General features: G+C 59.9%; 13 protein-coding genes and 1 pseudogene. 5 read left to right on the forward strand and 9 right to left on the reverse strand.

Going from position 1 to position 18,927, the window contains the following annotated elements:
* The first annotated feature begins 1 nt into the window (after position 1).
* Together QFZ60_RS15375 and QFZ60_RS15380 are read left to right on the forward strand one after the other, a co-directional pair.
* Positions 2 to 2,107 (forward strand): DEAD/DEAH box helicase, encoded by a 2,106-nt coding sequence (locus QFZ60_RS15375; RefSeq protein WP_307091541.1) that lies wholly within the window; start codon positions 2 to 4, stop codon positions 2,105 to 2,107.
* Positions 2,104 to 3,729, forward strand: a complete 1,626-nt coding sequence (locus QFZ60_RS15380; RefSeq protein WP_307091542.1) for a hypothetical protein — start codon at positions 2,104 to 2,106, stop codon at positions 3,727 to 3,729. The genes QFZ60_RS15375 and QFZ60_RS15380 overlap by 4 nt, the downstream gene beginning before the upstream one ends.
* Before the next feature lie 118 nt (positions 3,730 to 3,847).
* On the opposite strand, the gene QFZ60_RS15385 is transcribed toward QFZ60_RS15380, so the two are convergent.
* Both QFZ60_RS15385 and QFZ60_RS15390 read right to left on the reverse strand, forming a co-directional pair.
* Entirely contained in the window at positions 3,848 to 6,967 is a 3,120-nt protein-coding gene (locus QFZ60_RS15385; protein WP_307093342.1) for a DUF3427 domain-containing protein, read from the reverse strand.
* 548 nt (positions 6,968 to 7,515) lie between these two features.
* Positions 7,516 to 8,379: a DUF6602 domain-containing protein gene (locus QFZ60_RS15390; RefSeq protein WP_307091544.1), complete on the reverse strand. Its 864-nt coding sequence runs from the start codon at positions 8,377 to 8,379 to the stop codon at positions 7,516 to 7,518.
* A gap of 1,016 nt (positions 8,380 to 9,395) precedes the next feature.
* Between QFZ60_RS15390 and QFZ60_RS15395 the strand changes: the two genes are divergently transcribed.
* Entirely contained in the window at positions 9,396 to 10,679 is a 1,284-nt protein-coding gene (locus QFZ60_RS15395; protein WP_373427687.1) for an RNA-directed DNA polymerase, read from the forward strand.
* A gap of 316 nt (positions 10,680 to 10,995) precedes the next feature.
* Here the strand turns inward: QFZ60_RS15395 and QFZ60_RS15400 are convergent, their stop codons facing one another.
* The 4 genes from QFZ60_RS15400 to QFZ60_RS15415 form a co-directional block, all read right to left on the reverse strand.
* Positions 10,996 to 11,799, reverse strand: coding sequence for a carbon-nitrogen hydrolase family protein (locus QFZ60_RS15400; RefSeq protein WP_307091548.1), 804 nt, complete (start codon positions 11,797 to 11,799; stop codon positions 10,996 to 10,998).
* Between the two features lie 45 nt (positions 11,800 to 11,844).
* Entirely contained in the window at positions 11,845 to 12,690 is an 846-nt protein-coding gene (locus QFZ60_RS15405) for an APC family permease (RefSeq protein ID WP_307091551.1), read from the reverse strand.
* 314 nt (positions 12,691 to 13,004) lie between these two features.
* On the reverse strand, positions 13,005 to 14,024 hold the full coding sequence (locus tag QFZ60_RS15410; RefSeq protein WP_307091552.1) for a nucleotide-binding protein: 1,020 nt from the start codon (positions 14,022 to 14,024) through the stop codon (positions 13,005 to 13,007).
* 99 nt (positions 14,025 to 14,123) lie between these two features.
* Positions 14,124 to 14,393: a hypothetical protein gene (locus QFZ60_RS15415; RefSeq protein WP_307091553.1), complete on the reverse strand. Its 270-nt coding sequence runs from the start codon at positions 14,391 to 14,393 to the stop codon at positions 14,124 to 14,126.
* Positions 14,394 to 14,692: 299 nt separating this feature from the next.
* Between QFZ60_RS15415 and QFZ60_RS15420 the strand changes: the two genes are divergently transcribed.
* Entirely contained in the window at positions 14,693 to 15,097 is a 405-nt protein-coding gene (locus tag QFZ60_RS15420) for an HNH endonuclease (RefSeq protein WP_307091555.1), read from the forward strand.
* A 105-nt stretch (positions 15,098 to 15,202) separates the two neighbouring features.
* Here the strand turns inward: QFZ60_RS15420 and QFZ60_RS21715 are convergent.
* The 3 genes and pseudogenes from QFZ60_RS21715 to hisC form a co-directional block, all read right to left on the reverse strand.
* A pseudogene (locus QFZ60_RS21715) lies at positions 15,203 to 15,370 on the reverse strand (GIY-YIG nuclease family protein); the annotation flags it as partial.
* Between the two features lie 389 nt (positions 15,371 to 15,759).
* Positions 15,760 to 17,172 carry an amino acid permease gene (locus tag QFZ60_RS15425; protein ID WP_307091557.1) on the reverse strand — a complete coding sequence of 471 codons (1,413 nt, stop codon included), beginning with the start codon at positions 17,170 to 17,172 and terminating at the stop codon, positions 15,760 to 15,762.
* A gap of 46 nt (positions 17,173 to 17,218) precedes the next feature.
* Complete coding sequence (hisC, locus tag QFZ60_RS15430; protein WP_307091559.1) at positions 17,219 to 18,316, reverse strand: histidinol-phosphate transaminase; 1,098 nt, start codon at positions 18,314 to 18,316, stop codon at positions 17,219 to 17,221.
* Between the two features lie 93 nt (positions 18,317 to 18,409).
* Between hisC and QFZ60_RS15435 the strand changes: the two genes are divergently transcribed.
* Positions 18,410 to 18,913 carry an Lrp/AsnC family transcriptional regulator gene (locus QFZ60_RS15435; RefSeq protein WP_307091561.1) on the forward strand — a complete coding sequence of 168 codons (504 nt, stop codon included), beginning with the start codon at positions 18,410 to 18,412 and terminating at the stop codon, positions 18,911 to 18,913.
* The last annotated feature ends 14 nt before the right edge of the window (positions 18,914 to 18,927 follow it).

An 18,927-nucleotide genomic window follows, 5' to 3' on the forward strand; every position in this document is an offset into this window, starting at 1 on the left:
CATGAGTGACTCCACTGGATTGAACCAGGCTGTCGAGTATCACATTGTGAATTCACTGGGGTGGTCCACGTTGCGACCACTCCAGGGAGCTGCAGTGAAACCAATTCGGTCGGGGTCGGATTGCCTTCTACTTGCGCCCACTGCCGGTGGTAAAACCGAGGCGGCAGTCTTCCCCATACTCTCGGAGATGATAGACGGTGGATGGTCCGGCCTGTCCGTCCTATACGTGACTCCACTCCGGGCGCTCCTGAACAACCTGCAGCCCCGCATCAACTCATATGCCTCATGGGTGGGCCGGCGCTCCGAGCTCTGGCATGGCGACGTCGGACCTTCCCAGCGCAGGCGCATCCTCAGCAATCCCCCGGAAATATTGCTGACAACCCCGGAATCACTGGAATCAATGTTGGTTTCACGGCGCGTGGACCACGATTCCTTTTTCGCCAACATCAAGGCGATCGTTGTTGACGAGGTCCACGCCTTCGCTGGTGATGATCGAGGTTGGCACCTGCTATCTGTCTTAGAGCGAGTGCAGCGCACTGCAGGGAGACCTATTCAGCGCGTCGGTCTGTCAGCGACCGTCGGCAACCCGCAACAAATACTGGATTGGCTACAGGGATCAGCATTGCTTCAGAGAAAGCCGTCGGTGGTGGTCTCGGAGGAAGCGGCCCAGGCTACTGAGGCGGAGGTCGTGCTCGACTACGTTGGATCAATTGACAATGCAGCCCAAGTCATTTCCAAGCTGCATCACGGAGAAAAGAGGCTTGCATTCTGCGTGTCGCGATCAGACTGCGAAGAACTCGCCTACGCATTGCGGCAGCGTGGAGTTACCGCATTCGTCTCGCATGCGTCCCTGTCTGCGGACGAACGAAGGCTCAGCGAACAAGCATTTGCAGAGAGCCGCGACTGCGTAATCGTTGCCACGTCCACCCTGGAGCTCGGAATCGACGTCGGCGATCTGGACCGGGTAATTCAAATCGACTCAACGTGGACTGTCTCTTCGTTCCTGCAACGGTTGGGACGCACTGGGCGGCGACCCGGATCGCGCCGAAATGCGCTCTTTCTCACCACCAACTACGACTCACTACTTCGGGCGGCCGCTATCTTGTTGCTTTGGAAGCGCAGTTTTATTGAGGCTGTTGAACCGCCCGTGGCGCCTAACCATATAGCTGCACAACAGATAATGGCCTTGGCTTTGCAGGAAGGGCAGTTCTCACCGGATGCGGTGCCATACTGGTGGGGAAACCTTGTCGTTATGGACCGCGCTAGCGAGATTCTGGACTTTCTCCGAGATGAAGAGTTCTTGGCAGAAGACGGTGGTTTGCTTTTCATCGGACCTCAGGCTGAAAAGAAGTTTGGCCGTCGGTATTTCATGGACTTATTAAGTGCGTTTACTGCCGCGCCCGAATTAACCGTGATCGCTGGTCAGCGCGAAATTGGCTCCGTGGCGCCGATAAGTCTGGTGGGAAGCGGTCCAAGCGGTGCTGCCCGTAAGTTGCTGCTTTCCGGACGCTCTTGGCTCGTGGAGACGGTGGACTGGGATCGACATATTGTTCGCGTGAGCGAAATGGCCGAAAAGGGAACGTCGCGGTGGCAGAGCGGCAGTGTCGCTGAATCCTACGCGATGATGCAGGCCATGCGCGAGATCCTCCTCGGTGCAACCCCGGAGGTACAGATATCGAAACGCGCACAAGAACATTTGCCCCAGCTCCGTGCCAGTCAGTCGGAGACCGTGGAGCAGTCTGGACTTGTTCTGCGGCGTGCTGAAGAGACTCAGGCGTTCTGGACTTGGGCCGGCTTGAAAGCAAACCTCACTCTACTGGCTGCTTTAGGAATCGATGATGCGCGTGCTGACAATGCAGTGGTGCGCCTGCCGATCTCGGTAACCATTGCTGATCTCCGCGAGGCCGCGAGCCGAGTGGCTGTCGCGTTACCCTTCGTTCCCCTCCAGATGATTCAGGGATTGAAGTTCTCTGCTGCGCTTCCAATGGAACTGGCGGTAGAAACACTTGCGTGTCGGTTGCGAGATGGACATGCAGCTGCCGCCAGCTCTTCCTCGCCTATATCAGTAGTAGACGTTACCAAGCAGGAAGGTTTGGTCAGCGAATGACAAGTTCCACCGTTCAATCCAGTGCACCCAACACGGGCAGCGTTACGCAGAAGCTTGACGTTTTGATGGACAAGGCAAACTGTGGTTTCGAATTGAGGGAGTCGGCATCGACTCCAGACATACTCGCCGAACTACATCAATTCTCTGCCGTCAATCGAGCCGATGAGGTTTATGGGCTCTTGGTTCGCGGCGACAGCGCTGTTCTAGCCGGAGCCCTATCACGGACGGTGCTGGAATCAGCCCTGTCAAGTAGATGGATGGGCTCATCCTCAGGCAGTACTGCAGCTCTAGAGTCCACTCTGGCCTCAGATCGAGACTCACTTCACGAGTTCATTTCGAAGAGTGATCTGTCTGTTCCGAATATTGACCGCTGGTGCAACCCAATTCCGACGGATCGCCTGGCTCGTGCTCATGCCGCTCGTGGGCTACCCAATTTTCAAATCGACCTTGCTCGCCGGGTGCCGGCTACCGTTGAAGCAGTGACGGAGTTGCCTGCGCCGGTGGCAAATTTGCTAGGCATGTGTGGCCACCTTAATTACGCTGCTTCCTGGACTTCGGTCTCGCGCGACTCCGGTCATCTCGGCGCCACAGCAACCGTCCCCATGGCTGCACTTTTTGCTCAGGTTACAGGGACGGCGCTTGCCTCTGTCCGAGGTTTGGAGACTGATTCGACAGTTACCGATCTCGTTGCCGTCTGCCATCTCGATCACAAGCTAGATCTCATTGGATTTACACCCTCAACCAAATCTATAAAAGATCTCGTTGCGCGACCCGCTGCCACTCAGTCTCCGTACTCAAATGCCGGGCGCCCAACATCTCTCCTCAATTCACTTCTTGAAGGGGCAATCGCAGCGGCTCAGCCACTAGTGGACCTCTACGCATCTGCTCCAGCACTAGGAGAGATCGAATCAGGAGACATAAACCTGACATCGGCGCTCCCGTTTTACACCACACTGGAGCTAGTGCGCGTCGTCGTTAACTCCCTACGCGACGGGAGTTCTCCCTATTTGCTTGTGTGCGCTTCGCGGCTGCTCCTTGAACACGGTGCTCGTGTTGCTTGGCAAACCCATCGGCTTTCTGTCCAAGAAGTCGAGAATCGCTATATAGCAGTCATGGACGATGCCACTTATCGCAAGAGGTCAATGATTGATCAACTCCAAAACCGTGGAGTGGCGCCGGAAATTAGCGAACGCCTCTTCTATCCACTTGGGCGTGGCAACTTCGCCGTGGACAAAATGCGCACGCCAAACGGGATCAAGCGACCCAGCCTTGCTTCTCCCGCTGAGCAGCTCCGGGTGTTGGACATTGGCTTCGCTGAACCGGGATGGGTTGAGCTGGCATACAAGCTATTGTCCAACGGCGTCCACGCCACACCTTTGGGCATGCTCCATACGATCAGCGGCTACTACGATGGTGTTCCAGCGTCGCAGCGGTGCAGCCCAGAAATGATGGCCTTAGCACTAGATACAGCTTGCTTAGGTGCCGCGTTGGCAATGTACGGAATGGTCCCGATTCTCCAGCACCAGCATAGGCTTGCTGATCAGTCTGAATGGACCAGAGAACTCATCGGGGTCAGCAAGAGGGTCCACAACGCGTGCCTGCCGATTCATTTCCTCGGCTAGGTGACAGAGGAGGAATTGCAGGTCCCTCGACTGCCAAATCCCCAGCGACACTGCCATTTCCCGGAACCTCATAGACAGCCCTCGGCCGTGGGATTACTCGGGGCGGAATCGACCTTCGCTACTGCCCCACGGCAGCCGCACTTGCATAAACGTCCGCGGGCATCGGTCGATGCAGTTTCCACGTGATCGCGATCGGTTTCTCGCCAGTGTGCTGAACGTAGTCCACCTGACCCAGGCACGTGTAGGGAACTGTCAGCCCGGTCTCGTCGTCCGCAGTGTCCCTGGTGAAGATCAGAACCTTCGAACCGTGCGAAGTCCGGTCAAGATAGCGGCGCCCTGTGGGACTGCTGGGTGAGGTTGCGTTCTGCGACTCCCAGTGGAACAGCTCCGGGCTGATGGCGTAGTCCTTGTACATCGTGGTCGCCGAATGCTTCTTGTCGTCCTTATTCAGGGTGACAAAGAAGGCATCTGTGGAAGTTGCGGGACACCACGCGACTCCCTCGCGGTGCTGCACGTTCTTGCCCAGTTCCAGCGAGCCGTACTGAAGCGCCGCGAGAACCTCCTCGCGCCGGTAGGTGGCATGCGAGAGCAGCGGAATATGCTGCAGCCCCGCCCCGAGACTCTTCGCCGCGTGTTTAGACGCCGCTACTCCCAGCTTCACGACCTGACGAATTTCGCGGCACACAAACTGGTAGCCGCGCAGATGGTCCAGTCCGCCGTCGTACGTTGTAAACCCGCCGCCGTCATCCCACAGCGTGTAAAAAAGCATTCGCGCGAAAGCTTGCACGCGCATGCCAAGATCTGCGTAGCGAGGTGCGTCTGGAGCAACCAACATGGAATAGGCAGCGGCGCGTTCCGGATCGTCCACGTGAATCAGCGCGGCCATGCGGCCCAGCAGCTTCTTTTCCTCCGCGTCCGACAGCTCCTCAATTTTCCCACGAAGCACGGTCTCCAGGGGCGAGAACCCCTCGATCAACCCTGCCTGGCGGAGGTAGCCGGTCCACGAGTCCCTGGTGGAACGGTAGATCGTCTTCACCTCGTTCCCCGACCGCTCCAGATAGGCCTCCAGCTCGGTCTCGGCGTACGAAGCAATGTCCCGGACCAGCTGCGCCCGGTTGAACCGCAGCTGTGCCTTGATGTTGTCGAGGACAACCTTCTGCGCCACCCGGTCCAGCACGATCTGAGAACCGGACGGCAGGTACGGGAACTCATCCTCGACAGCCTTCTCCAGCTCCTTGCGCCCGTAGCCCGTCAGCGCGCGGTAGCGGAGATCAAAGCGGAATTCACGGCGCTGCTGGCCGATGAAGTCCAGGACCGTCAGCACCGCTTTGCCCTCCGCACGGCGGAGCCCGCGTCCCAGTTGCTGGAGGAAGATCGTGGCACTCTGGGTTGGCCGGAGCAGCAGGATGGTATCCACCTGCGGCAGGTCCAGCCCTTCATTGAAAAGGTCGACGGCGAAGACGCAGTTGATCTCCCGCTGCCCCAGGCACTGGAGGGCTTCCTCGCGGTCAGCATTGTCAGTGGTGCCGTCGACGGCGACGGAGGCAATGCCGGCTCGGTTGAATACCTCGGCCATGTAGCGGGCGTGCTGAACCGAGACGCAGAAGCCGATTGCCCGCATGTGGTCTGTCCTGGTGACCTTGTCGCGGAGTTCGCGGATCACCTTGGCGGCGCGGGCGTCGTTGCCCGTATAGAGGGCGCTCAGCTGGGTGGTGTCGTAGTTGCCACGCTTCCACTCCAACTGGCTCAGGTCGACGTCATCGGAGACGCCGAAGTAGTGAAACGGCACCAGCAGGTCAGCGTCCAGAGCGTCCCAGAGCCTAAGCTCACTCGCTATCCGGCCATCGAAGAACTGCTTGGCGACGTCGATGCCATCGCCCCGTTCCGGGGTCGCTGTGAGTCCGAGGAACTCCTGCGGTTTCAGATGGTCAAGCAGGCGGCGGTACGTGGGCGCCATGGCGTGGTGGAACTCATCGATGACGACGACGTCGAAGAAGTCAGGCTCCAGCTGCTCGATGCCGAGTGAGGACAGCGACTGGACCGAGGCGAAAATGTGCTTCCACTCTTTCGGCTTGTGTTCCCCCACGTAAAGCTCACCGAAGGCGCCGTCCTGCATGACGTCGCGGTAGGTGCGCATCGCTTGCTTGAGGATCTCCTGCCGGTGGGCGACGAAGAGTAGTTTTAGGTCTCTGCCGGCAGTTTCGCTTAGCCGTTTGTAGTCCAGAGCGGCGATAACCGTTTTGCCGGTGCCCGTGGCAGCGACCAGGAGATTGTGGTTGAAGCCCTTGAGGCGCTCTGCTTCCAGATCCTCCAGCATCTCCTCCTGATGGAGGAACGGCTGAACTTCAAGGCCGGTGGCAGCATCCGGTGCCGCTGTGCGGCGGCCGCCGTTGCGTTCCAGTGCGGCGTCCAGCCTTTCGCCGTCGCGGTCCGGGTCGTAGCTTTGGAAGGCGCGCTGCTGCCAGTAGCTGTCGAAGGTGACCTGAAACTTCTGCAGGAGGGCCGGCGTTGCGACAGAACTGAGCCGGACGTTCCATTCCAACCCGTCAAGGAGCGCAGCCTGGCTCAGGTTGGAGCTGCCGACGTAGGCGGTGTGGAAGCCGGTATTACGGCGGAACAGCCAGGCCTTGGCGTGCAATCGAGTTGCCTGAGTTTCGTAGCTGATCTTTACCTCTGCCCCGTACCGGGTAACCAACTCGTCGATGGCACGGCGCTCCGTGGCGCCCATGTAGGTGGTGGTGATTACTCGGAGCTTCGCGCCCCGCTCCTTGAGCTGCTCGAGCGCCGGCTGCAGGAGCCTCAGGCCGGTCCAGCGAACGAAGGCACAAAGGAGGTCGACGGTGTCAGCGGAGTCCATCTCGGCCCGGAGTTCTGCCGCGAGGTTCGGGTCGTCTTTGCTGTTGGTGAGCAGGGCGGAGTCACTCAACTTTGTGGTGGGGCGCCGGAGTTGCCGGTGCTTGAGCGCTTTCGGTCTGAACAAGGCATGCAACCGTTGGGGCCCTACGACGACTTGATCATGGTGCTGTAGCTCTGCAAGCAGGCGGTTTGCAAGATGAACCCGCCGCCTGGGGCTTTCATCGGCGAGCGCGGTCCGGACGATCGCGGCAACGTGACGGGAGAGGACGTCCGCAGATTCATCATCTTCGATTGTCTCGAACGACGGGTCTAATTCCGGGACCGCATCCAACTGGACATCCAGGCTATGCGTCCTCAGAAGTTCATACAGTCCCTCAGGCAGGGGTTCGGCCCCTGGTCCCCCATTGAATGCGTTCACTGCGCCAGGTTATTTCGTGGCGGCGACAATCGCCAAAGCGCTATTCCGGCAGAACTTCCGTCTTAGTGTGTGGGCAGGACCGTCGGACCTGTGAACAAGCATGCGTGGAAGCCGCGGCTCGGGAATAGCCTCTGGACCCTATTGCAACCGCGGCTCAATCAGCGCAGACAATTCGGACTGCCCGCTGAGGCTGCTACCATTCGAACACCCCGAACGAGATGCTAACTGCAATGGCGGAGCCTTCGTCATTTAGTCGGTGAAGCGAACAATCGCCGGCTGCCGGGTGATTTCATAGACCTCCACTCCGTCACGCCGATCGTCGTCGACGAAGCCCAGCGTTTTCCGTGCTTTCTGCTAATTATGTTTGGGCCAGTATCCACTGGAAATCCGGGTAGTTCTGACTGCAGTGAACACCTGACCCTCTTCCGATACGTAGTAGTAGGCAAGGAGCGCCTTTCCTTCAGTAAGACGCAACCGCGGCCATTTATCCCGAGACCTCGGGTTATAAGACGCTAGGATTTCAAGCGACCTGCTTTGTACTTTCCAATGTTCGTCTTCGAATAACTCACAGGTGGAGGCGCAGTGAACTCCTCCGGTAGCACGTGTTCCCAAGACCTTCCATCCCACGACTCATAATCGGCCCAAGGGAACGGCTTCCGCCTTGCTGCTTCACGTGAGAGGAAATTCAGCAGTGCTGAATACCACATACCGAGGACTTTACGGTCTTCAGCATGGGTCACAGCGGCGCCCTCAGCTGGAAGGATGAGCCCACGAGTCAATACCGCAACCCGGTCAATATATTCAACATGAACTTCTGCCGTTGAACATGCACTTCGGAAACGCGTGAGTTCTTTATATGTCCAATCTGCTGCACTCAAATCGCTGTCGAAGGCCAGGACAGAAGCAAAGTATCTAGGAAGGCCGTCGTCTGCCTGAGCCCCGCGAGGCCGACTTCGTGCCCAGTCCAGTCCCCAAGGCCTAAAGCGGCGAATCTTAGAAATGCCCGAGATTGCCTTTTCGGTTTCTGATTTTGTGAGCTTACTTTTAACTTCGATCGTTGCCAGGAGCGCCTCTGCTGCTAGCAAAACTTGATCATCGTCTTGGATCAAAAGAGGCGCCGTCACCGAACCGTCGTATATGAGAACGTCGATCTGTCCGCTTCGAGTGCCGGCCAGGTCCACGACCTCTCCACTTGCAATCTTGTAGCGAGACGGCAGGCGGGCCCTTAGAAAGCTGATTACTGCAGATTCCCGCCCAGTACCAATATTTCCTCTGTGATCAAAGGCGCCAGCATCCTGGAAATCGACCCACAACCGTTCCTCTGCGCGCGTGAGAATTCCGGCTAATTCAGCTCGCCCGGTCGTATTGTTCGTCACACACTCACTGTACTAAGAGGCGGGACGAAAATGAAAAGGCAATCGCCAGTGAGAGGAGTCCGTGACAGCGCTACGTCTGGCGGGTCGCATCCGACTGATGAGCACCGTCCGCTGAGACTGCTCGTCACCGTGAAGGTGGACCAACGCAATATATTGCGCCACGAGTTCCATTCGACTCTCGGAAAGCCCGCTGCCCCTGGCCGTCGGCAGGTTTCCGAAGACTTCCGAAACGTGTAAGCCCTCGTAAGGCATCGCTGACTGTAAAAGGGCACAAATCGGAGGTCGTGCTTGAACTTCCCCCTTCCATCGCGTCCATCGGGGCCAATGACCTCGACTACCCCTAGGACGTAGAACGAGTTGAGCATCTGCTTATACATCGCTGTGACGCTTGGACTGCTTAGAAGGATCACTCCCGTTACTCGTTTGTCCCTGCGGCCAAGGTAGACGAGGCTTGCTCCCGATCGGCGGTTTCAGGCCCCTGCCTGACCGCGTCGGGAATGCACTATCTTGAAGGCGCATTCAGGATTCCACCTCCCAAAACTCCTAGCCTCCGTCCCGGCTAGCGGTATGTCGATACTGCTATCATCCTCTTGTTACCGCCCCCACTTGAGCACGCCTGAACGGGCGCTCCTCCATCGGAATTGACGTAATTGGACGCAAGAGATACACTCACGCGCGGGTTTTTTCCGCGTGAGTTGCCACCTGTTTTTTCGACTGTGGACTTTGGGAACTCGGCATTAGGGCTGAACGTTCAAGGCAATAAGAAAAAGTGGACCAAGCCAGTTGAAATAAATCTTGCTCGCCCTGGATCACTCCGAAGACGATTGGCTATACCAAATCCATTCTCACAACTAGAACTGATCAAAGTATGCGCAGACAATTGGAGCACACTAGAGGCTCATTTAGCTACGAGTTCGATCTCGTTGTCGCGGCCTGTACCAGCCCCCGCCAGTGCGGAACGTGCCCTCAGTTTCAGAACACCATTCTCAGACCGGCCCTCCGCAAGGCTTTCGCGCATGTGGCGCAGTCGCTTTACGGTCCGTGCGGATATAAGTGATTGCTATGGCTCAATATACACTCACTCCTTGGAATGGGCATTACATGGCAAAGCTGTTGCGAAAGCCAGCGCCGGAAAAAATTCGAAACTCCTCGGCACCAAATTGGATCTTGCTCTGCGAAATGGCCAGGACGGACAGACAAAAGGAATACCCGTTGGCCCAGACTCATCACTGCTACTGGCGGAAATAATTTTATGTTCGGTAGATGCGGTAATGCAGATGGGTATGCCACAGGTAGCCGAATCTGCAATTAGGTTGATGGACGACATGGAGTTCTTCGCACAAACGCGAGCCGAAGCAGAAGACTTCCTAACACTTTGGGACACCAGCCTCCATGCCTACGGGTTAGCACTGAATCCGAGAAAAACCGAAATAGTCGAAGGGCCGGTTGCTCACGACTTTCCCTGGCGTGTAGATCTCAGCCAGTTCATCTTTCGCACTTCGTCAAGCGCTAGAATGCTAGCCAACGACATACGCAGCTTTTTCGCGCGCGCTTTCGGGCTCGCGCGCCAAAACCCTGACGATGCAGTAATAAGCTACGCTATTGCGCGCGTTAGCACCCTGGACCTTGAGAGCGCCGGATGGCTAGCCTTCGAAGAGTCCATGCTTGCTGCTGTAACCGTCGATCCTAGTTGCCTCCGCTTCGTTTCCTACGAGCTTTCCCGCGCTAAAACCGGGGGGATGACCACAAATAATGAACTTATTGAAAAGACCCTCAATCAACTCTGCAGCTACCATGCACCTTTCGAGCATGGATCTGAAGTCGCATGGAGCCTCCATATACTCATCAATCTCGGCCTCAAGCTGGATTCAAGGACAGCGCGACTGGTTGCGCAAATGCAGGACAACTGCTGCCTTTTACTGCTCGTGGACATGGTCAAACGCGGCTCAATCTTTGGTCGCAGGCCGGACTTAGATCCCATTCTACAAAGGGCGGAGGACGCGCACACACCCCACTCGGAAGACTGGCTACTTGGATACGAGATGTGGCGTAAGGGGTGGAGCGGCGGCAACAACTTTCAGAGCGACCCGCAGTGGAGGGAACTATACAACGCCAAAGTGGCCTTCTACGACTCACCCAGCAACGCGGCGTCGCCAGTTAGCCAGCAAACGTCGGTCAAGACCCCTTGGAACCTTACTTCCGCCGGCAACTCAAGCGCCGGAAGGCTCCTGAAATCTTCCGCAAGCAACGCGGCCGTGTTGCGTGGCAACTCAGGACGGCTCTCCCCCAACTCCTACTAAGAAGTCGCAGCAATCCGGTTTCGGCGAATCGTTGTTCTCGGTGCTTCCCAGGGCCACAGTCAATCATGTCCTGACGCCTTCTGCGCAACAGTTCTGCGCAACATAGGCTAAGACGGATCCTCACGGGACGGAACGCGCTTCCCCTTACGCACTTTCACGGATCATAGCCGTGCGGAACTTAGTACCCGGTCTTGGGCTCTGAGGGTTTTCTCCCTCGGATCACGTCTGTCCCTTTGGACTACGTCCTCACGCAGCACAGCCTTTAGCAAAAGAACAGATGATTCATTGCCAGAGAGTTTCTCGTCCAAAGCGTTCGCTACATGGATCGAAGGCCGCCCACCTGCAGCCGCCGCTGCCGGAACATCGGGAACGACGCCCGCACCCGGTCCAGCGTCTCCAGTGAAACCTCCACCACATGAACCCCGGGCCCCAGCCCAAGATCAGCCTCTACAACCCCCATCGGGTCCACCAGCACGCTCCGCCCCACGGACACCGGCGGCGCCTGGCACACGCCCGCCACGTACACGCTGTTCTCGATCGCCCTCGCGGCGTTCAAAACCAGCCACTGCTCCGTCTTATGCTCGCCCGGCACCCAGGACGAGCAGACCAGCAGGACCTGCGCGCCGGCGTCGGCCAATGACCTTGCCAGCTCCGGGAACCGCAGGTCGTAGCAGGTCATCAAACCGAACCGCACTCCCCCGTGCTCGAACACCACAGGGTCCGTGGACGGGCCCGGCTTGATGAACGTCGACTCCCCGAAACCCTGCGCGTCGAAAAGGTGGATCTTCCGGTAGAAGGCCCGCCGGCCGCTGTCGGGCCCGAAGGCCACCAGCGTGCTGTACGCCCTGCCCGGCTCGTCCGACGTTTCCACCACGCCCGCCACCAGCGCGATGCTGTAGTGGTGGGCGATAGCGGCGAGCTCACGGCAGACGGGCCCGTTCAGCGGCTCGGCCACCCCGGGGAACGTCGCGTCCACCTTCTTCTTTTCGTAGGTGGCGTACTCCGGGAAGGCGACCAGCGCGGCGCCGTCGCGCGCGGCCTCCGCGGCGAACCGGTCGATCGCGGCGAGGTTGGCCCGGATATCGGCGCCCGACTCCAGCTGCCCCAGCGCTATCCTCACGAGCGTTCCTTCCCTCAACCAACCGGCCACATTACACTGTCAGGGTCAGGCGGCAGCCTCGACCGTTGCCTTCTCCGTGGCCGTCATTTCCGGCGGCGACGCCTTGAAGCCCCGGGTGATCAGGGCCAGGACCACCACGCCCAGCACCAGCCAGGACACCCCCAGCGTAATGGCGTTGCTGTCCAGCTGGGAGAGCAGGTACGCGCAGATGATCGCGCCGATCACCGGGACCACCACGTAGGACACCGCGTTCAGCTGCTGCCCGGCCCGGCGCTGCCGCACATAGTGGAACACCACGGAGGCGTTCACCAGCGTGAAGGCGGTGAAGGCACCAAAGTTGATGAACGACGTCGACGTGGCCACGTCCAGGAAGATCGCGATCAGGCCCACGACGCCGGTGACCACCAGGTTCGCCACCGGGGTGTGGAACTTCTCGCTGAGCTTGCCGAAGACGGCCTTGGGCAGGACGGAGTCGCGGCCCATCGCGTAGATCAGGCGGGAGGCGCTGGCCTGCGCGGCGAGACCGGAGGCGAACTGCGCCACCACCAGCCCGGCCAGGAACACGGCGCCGAAAAGCTGCCCGCCGATCTGCAGGGCGATGGAGCTGGCCGCGGAGGCCGAGTCCTCGAACACGCCGCCGGGGTGGACCAGCTGGGTCACGTAGGACACCGCCACGAAGATGCCGCCGCCGATCAGGGCCACCAGCATGATGGCGCGCGGCACAGTGCGGCGCGGGTTGATGGTTTCCTCGGTGAGGGTGGTGACGGCGTCGAACACTTCATCCCCTACCCCATCGAGAGGCTGCACAAGTCCAACCAGGACCACATCGCCCTGGTGGCTGCCCTGCGGGCTGGTCAGGTTGAGGAGGCGGTGGAGGTTTCCCGAAAGCACGTGGACATCCTGCACCGGACGATGTTCATGGGGCTGACTCAGCCCGGGGATTAAGCCCGATGACTGCACGACTACGTGCTACCGAGCCTCCTGTCTCTCTGCTTTTGAAGCCAACCGGCTCGGGTTGAGGCCGTAGTGCAGTCAGTGACCCTAGTAGCGAACTCCTTGTCCATGCACAGCGCACACCCCCGGAGGCCCCGAGATATTTGAAGCGCAGTGCGCAGCGTCTCCTAGGAAGACCTCAGCGTGCACGTTTCCGATGGCACTCAGCTGGGAAGAGCCCCAACGCGATTCACCAACCTCAACCAAGACGCCTACCTGAGGCTGTTGCTATCCACTGTCAGCCCTGAAATCCCCCGCAACTCTTTGGCAAGCTCCAGTTTCCAATTAGGGCCGTCCATACTTATGTAGACAACGCCGCTTAGGTCTGAGGGCAACTCGACTCCGCCCTTCGTAAGAGCTATGACGTTTTCACGTCCTAGCAGAGCCGCAAAGTATCCATGCTCAAAGACGACATTCTGCCGCGCTCGAGGATGAGTGGGGCCGTCTACAGCACCTCCAAAGTCGTCAGGAGTCAAAAGGACAACGGCGCAGACCGCTCGTGCCGCAGCTTCCTGCAACTTCTCTATTACTGTTTTGCCACCGCTTCGCTGTTCATGCAGAACGATAGGACCTAGCCCGGTCAACTGCTGAAGCGTCGTCACGACTTGAAGTCGGGCTAACTCGTCGTGACCGTGGACGACGAAGATTTCATTTCTCACAAGGCTTCTCGCATTCATCACTAGATTCTTCGTCGTTTCCTGCTGTGGCGCAGCGGCACGTCCAACTTTGCTAGCCGCGGCCTCTTTAATTAGGTCCGCGATTGGTATATGGTCCTCGGAAGTAATGGCGAGCGGGGCAATCGCAATTTTCTTCGGTGAGAGCTGCCCCACCATCTTTGATGCCAGCAAGCGCTTGTGAAGATCACGACTGAATCTGTCGGTGGTCAAACGGTCATGGCCGTTAACACTCACCGACACATTGGTTCCGTAGCCTGGAAAGCTAGCGTGGAGCGCCACCAGAAAGATGTCGTCCCGATCCGGGTGAATGTAGTTGTCAAGACTCGATGGCGTTGCGTGGTGGAGCTCGTACGCTTCTCGCAGCGCTGAAAGACTCCGTCGCTCGAAGGATTTAAGGTCCGAACTACGCCCCGACAACCTATCCGTGGCGGACCCCTCCATGCCGTACTCTTGAAGGCATTTCTGAGTTTCGCACTCTAATGCCTCGTAGAGCGGCCACATATCCTCTTCCGCTTTCGGCTCTAAGGTCAGCCTAACCCTGAATGTGTCTACCATTTTCTCTCCTGCATAAAAGCGCCAATATAGGTCATCCGGCTTCCCCTTCTCTCGCGGTGCTAGCGACCGGGGAATCCATGAAGGCAATCAAACTGCTGCTCAGTCGCCTTGTTTGGGGGCTCTTGCCAGAGACTTCTGTTTAACCAGGACTTTGGGCGGCCCAGTAAAAGTCCATGCGGTTTTCCGCAGTGTGCAATCACGCCGCATGTCGTTCAGGACGACGCGCTTATAGTCCACAATCTTGACCATTCCCGGAACTCCGTCCAGAAGACCTTGCGCACTAGAGGCTTCTTGCCTGATTTCTTCCCAGCGCTTAGCAAACTGACCGGCGAGCTTGCGGATTTCGTGAAGCGTCAGTTTCGCGCTCATTCAGTTACATTCCCCTTGTTCCAAGTGCCAAGGGCTGCGCTGCCCCTAAATCACAGCGTAACAATGAGGAGCCCTCCCAATAGCCATTGATGTCCTGGCAAGCGGCTGCGCGGCGTGACGTCGTGCCGCCCCGACATCGCTGGACGCGTCCCAGCTACAATCAGCGGGAACAACCGCAGGAGACCATCGGTTCCCTTGCAACAAACAAGGGGCGGTAGTTGGGGGAACGATGCTGCGAAGGTCCAGGTCCGGATCGAGGTCTACGAGCACAGCATCAAGCGGACCAGTTGCAGTATTCGATGCTGATCATAATCAGTAACGGTCGGCGGTACTGGCAGTTTCAGAATCGCTTCTATTGGGAGGCTGAGCAGCTCAGCCCCGATGAAGTTTATGCCCTGGTCGTCACCCGCGAGCAGCGCAAGCGACAGCACATAGACCGGGCACAAGCGACGGTAGCGGTGTCCGCCGCGCCTAGGGGCGCGACGGTCCGCCAAGCAATTCCGGACGATCTGAAGCAGTACATCTGGACCCGCGACGAGGGCCGCTGCCAAGCGTGCGGCTCAACTTCCGAACTGCAATTCGACCACATCATTCCCTTGAAGATGGGAGGGAGTAACAACGCGGAGAATTTGCAGATCCTTTGTGGCCCTTGCAATCGCTCGAACTCGGCAGGTCTGACTACTCGCCGCTATACCGGTAACTAGACAGCCTGTAGGACGGGGCCCTTCACCACCTGCGAGGCGGCTGCCGCAAAGACCTTTTTGCGCGGTCGATGTATGGACTTGCGGTAAGGGGCTGCGGCTGGCATGGGTGTAATTCAGCAAAGGTGACGTGTCTCGGATGATTGCTTCCTCAAGCCGCGAGGGGCTGAACGCGAGTTCCACCGAAGTGATTCGCAGGTTCGCCAGTATCCACTCTGTTAGCCGGTCCTCCTCTTCCTGCCTTACAACCACCTTTCCCTTTCCAACGGGAGTCATCCCGGGACAGCCATATGTTCTGCCATCGCAATGCCCTGCGAATACTTGAGTGCTGCATCCAGCAAGACGTTTCTCCAAGTGTCTTCGAAATCCAACTCCTTGCACGCTAATGCCCGCCACCACCGAAATCGAACAGGCCACGCGCAAAGAGTGGCTTGGCTTGTTTCTTCAAGTGAAGGCTCGGAGCCGCCGGGCGTGCGCAGGAAGATTACTAAGCCGCTTCAGGCCACCACTTCTACGACGCACCGTGCAGGAGTTGAACCGTGCGCTGTGTGTGAGCCGCCAAGAGGGAGGCCGGAATTCAGGGCAATCAGCGTGCCTACCTTTCACAAATCCAGAAAGGCGCGCCCGGCCAAAGCCGGACGCGCCCTTCGGGTGGCCCATCTGGTTCAGTCGACGAGTACCGGTGATTTCGCCCTGTCGGCAGATTCGGAAGCGGGCCCAGTATCCCGCTTCCGGTGATTCATCCAACACCCCAGCGCAAGGACCGCCACGAGTCCGAAGGTGCTCAGGAGCTGCGGACGGGAGTCCTCGCCTATGAAGCCCACCGTGAAGATGGCCGCGAGGATCAGCAGGCCAAGGGAAGTGAGCCACGGGAAGCCGGGCATCCGCAGGGGAAGCACCGTTCCTTCGCGGTCGGCGCGGAGGCGCAGCGCGAGCTGGGCCAGGAGCGCGGACGTCCATACCAGGAGGCAGGTCGAGCCCACGATGTTGAGCAGGACGGGAAGGACCTTCTCGGGGAAGGCCAGCTCCAGCACCACCGTGACAACGCCGAAGGCAACGCTCGCCAGGACCGCGACCACCGGAACCCGGGCCTTGGACACGGAAGCGAGCCAGCGCGGTGCTTCGCCGCGCTCGGCGAGGGAGTACGCCATGCGGGACGCGCCGTAGAGGTTGGCGTTGAGCGCGGACAGCAGAGCCACGACGGCCACCAGGGTGATGGCGGTGGCTGCACCGGGCATGCCGGCGGCGTCCAGCACCGCGGCGAACGGGCTCTTGAGTCCTGCCGAACCCACGGGAACCACGGCCGCGATCACGAAGATGGCGCCAATGTAGAACACCAGGATGCGCCACAGCACCGTCCGGACGGCCTTCTTCACGCTGCGCGCCGGCTCAGCCGTCTCGGCAGCCGCCACGGAGACAATCTCGGTGCCCCCAAAGGCAAATGCCACCACAAACAGCGCCGTCGCAATCCCGGCAAAACCGCTCGGCGCGAAACCGGCACCGGTGAAGTTGGACAGGCCCGGCGACTGCACGCCCGGCAGCCAGCCGAAGAGCAGCGCGAAGCCCACCAGCAGGAACCCGACAATCGCCGCCACCTTCAGCAGGGCGAACCAGAATTCGAACTCGCCGAAGTTCTTCACGCTGGTCAGGTTCACGGCGGTAAGCACCACGACGAACACGAAGGCCATCAGCCATACCGGCAGCGCCGGGAAGATCGTGGCCAGCAGGCCCGCCGCACCGAGCGCCTCGGCCGCAATGACCACCACCAGCTGCAGCCACCACAGCCAGCCCACGGTGGCTCCCGCCACCGGACCGTAGGCCTTGGCGGTGTAGACGGAGAAGGCTCCGCTGTCCGGGTTGGCGGCGGCCATCTCGCCGAGCGCCCACATCACCAGGATGATGAGCGTGCCGGCCACGAGGTAGGAGATCAGCACCGCCGGGCCGGCGGCCTGGATGCCCGCGCCGGAGCCGATGAACAGGCCCGCGCCAATGGCGCTGCCCAGGCCCATCATGGTGAGCTGCCGGGGTTTGAGGGCTGCGCCGAGTGGGCGGGCAGACGTCTTTGTCTGTTGTTCCATGGGGATTCCTCTTAGTTGTAGGTGGAACGGGGTTGGGGATAAAACTTCAGGCTGCGTGGGCTTCGAGGAGCCGGAACACGCGGTCGTTGGAAGCGGGGTCGGCAACGGTGATCCGCACGCCGTCGCCCTGGTACGCCCGGACCATAATGCCCGCGCGGTCGAACGCGTCCACGAGCTTTGCCAGGAGACCAGCATCGGCGGGGATCCATAAGAAATTGCCCTGGCTCGGCTGCAGCTTCCAGCCCTGGGCTTCCAGCTCAGCGGCCATCCGGGATCGTTCAGTTTTCACAGCGACAACCCGCGCTTCCATCTCCTCCCCCGCATCCAGCGACGCGATGGCCGCCTTCTGGGCCAGCGCGCTCACGCCGAAGGGAAGGGCGGTCCGGCGCAGTCCCTCGGCGATGGCGGGGGCCGCCACTGCGTAGCCCACGCGCAGGCCGGCGAGGCCGTAGGCCTTGGAGAAGGTGCGCAGGATGCAGACGTTCGGGTACCGGCGGTAGAGCGCCAGGGAATCGGGGCCGCTGCCGGCGTCGGCGTACTCCACGTACGCCTCGTCGATCACCACCAGGACGCTGGACGGCACAGCCTGCAGGAAGGCCTCAAGGCGGTCATGGCCGATCGGTACGCCGGTCGGATTGTTCGGGGTGCAGAGCAGGATGACCTTGGTGCGATCGGTGACGGCCGCCGCCATGGCATCGAGGTCGTGTCCCTCGACGTCATCCAGCGGGACGCGGACCGGCCGGGCACCTGCCAGCTCCACCAGGATGGGGTACGCCTCGAAGGAGCGCCACGCGAACACCACTTCATCCCCGGCGTCGCACAGCCCGGTAATGATCTGCTGCAGGACGCCCACACTGCCGGGTCCCACCGCCACTTCGTCGACGGTGACACCCAGGTGCCGGGCAATCCGTTCACGGAGTTCGACGGCGGCCATGTCCGGATAGCGGTTCATCCTGCCTGCCGCTTCGGCCACCGCAGCCGTGGCCGCGGGCAGGGGCTCGTAGTGGCTTTCGTTGCTGGCGAGTGCTGCGATGTCCGCGCCGGCGCTGCGCCGGCCCGGGACGTAGGACGGAAGGCCGGTCACCGCGCCGCGAAGGGTGGGCAACGCAGTTTGGGGTACGGCCAAAAGCTGATCACTGGTCATGAGGTCCGATCATGGAAGTGACCCGCACCACAATGCAAGGTAGGCTCCGGTGCTTGGGACTTCTGCTCAACTTCTAGTACCTCTGGTGAAAATATGACCATCACAAACAATCGCACCCTCGATTCCCTGGACGGCAGGATCATCCTTGCCCTGGACAAGGACCCCGAAGCCAGCGCCCTGGCACTCTCCCGGACACTCGGCGTCGCACGCAACACCGTCCACGCCCGGCTGGCACGGCTGGAGCGCAGCGGCGCCCTCCGCTCCTTCAGCCGCAGGCTGGACCCCGCCGCGCTCGGCTACGAACTGATGGCCTTCCTGTCCCTCTCGATCAGCCAGACCCGGACCGGCTCAGTGGAGAACGGGCTCGCCGCCATCCCGGAGGTCATCGAGGTGCACGCCACCACAGGGGACGCGGACCTTATGGCCAAGGTGGTAGCCCGCGGCACGGCCGACCTCTACCGCATCACCAACGAGATCCTGGAGATCGACGGGATCGAGCGGACCAGCACGGCCATCTCCATCCTGGAACTCATGCCGCCCCGCTACGACGGCCTCATCAGCCGGCTGTCGGAGCAAGAGGCGCGCCTTACGGAGTAATCGCAGGTGACGCG

It is taken from the genome of Arthrobacter sp. B2I5 (genome assembly GCF_030816735.1).
Taxonomy (GTDB): Bacteria; Actinomycetota; Actinomycetes; order Actinomycetales; family Micrococcaceae; genus Arthrobacter.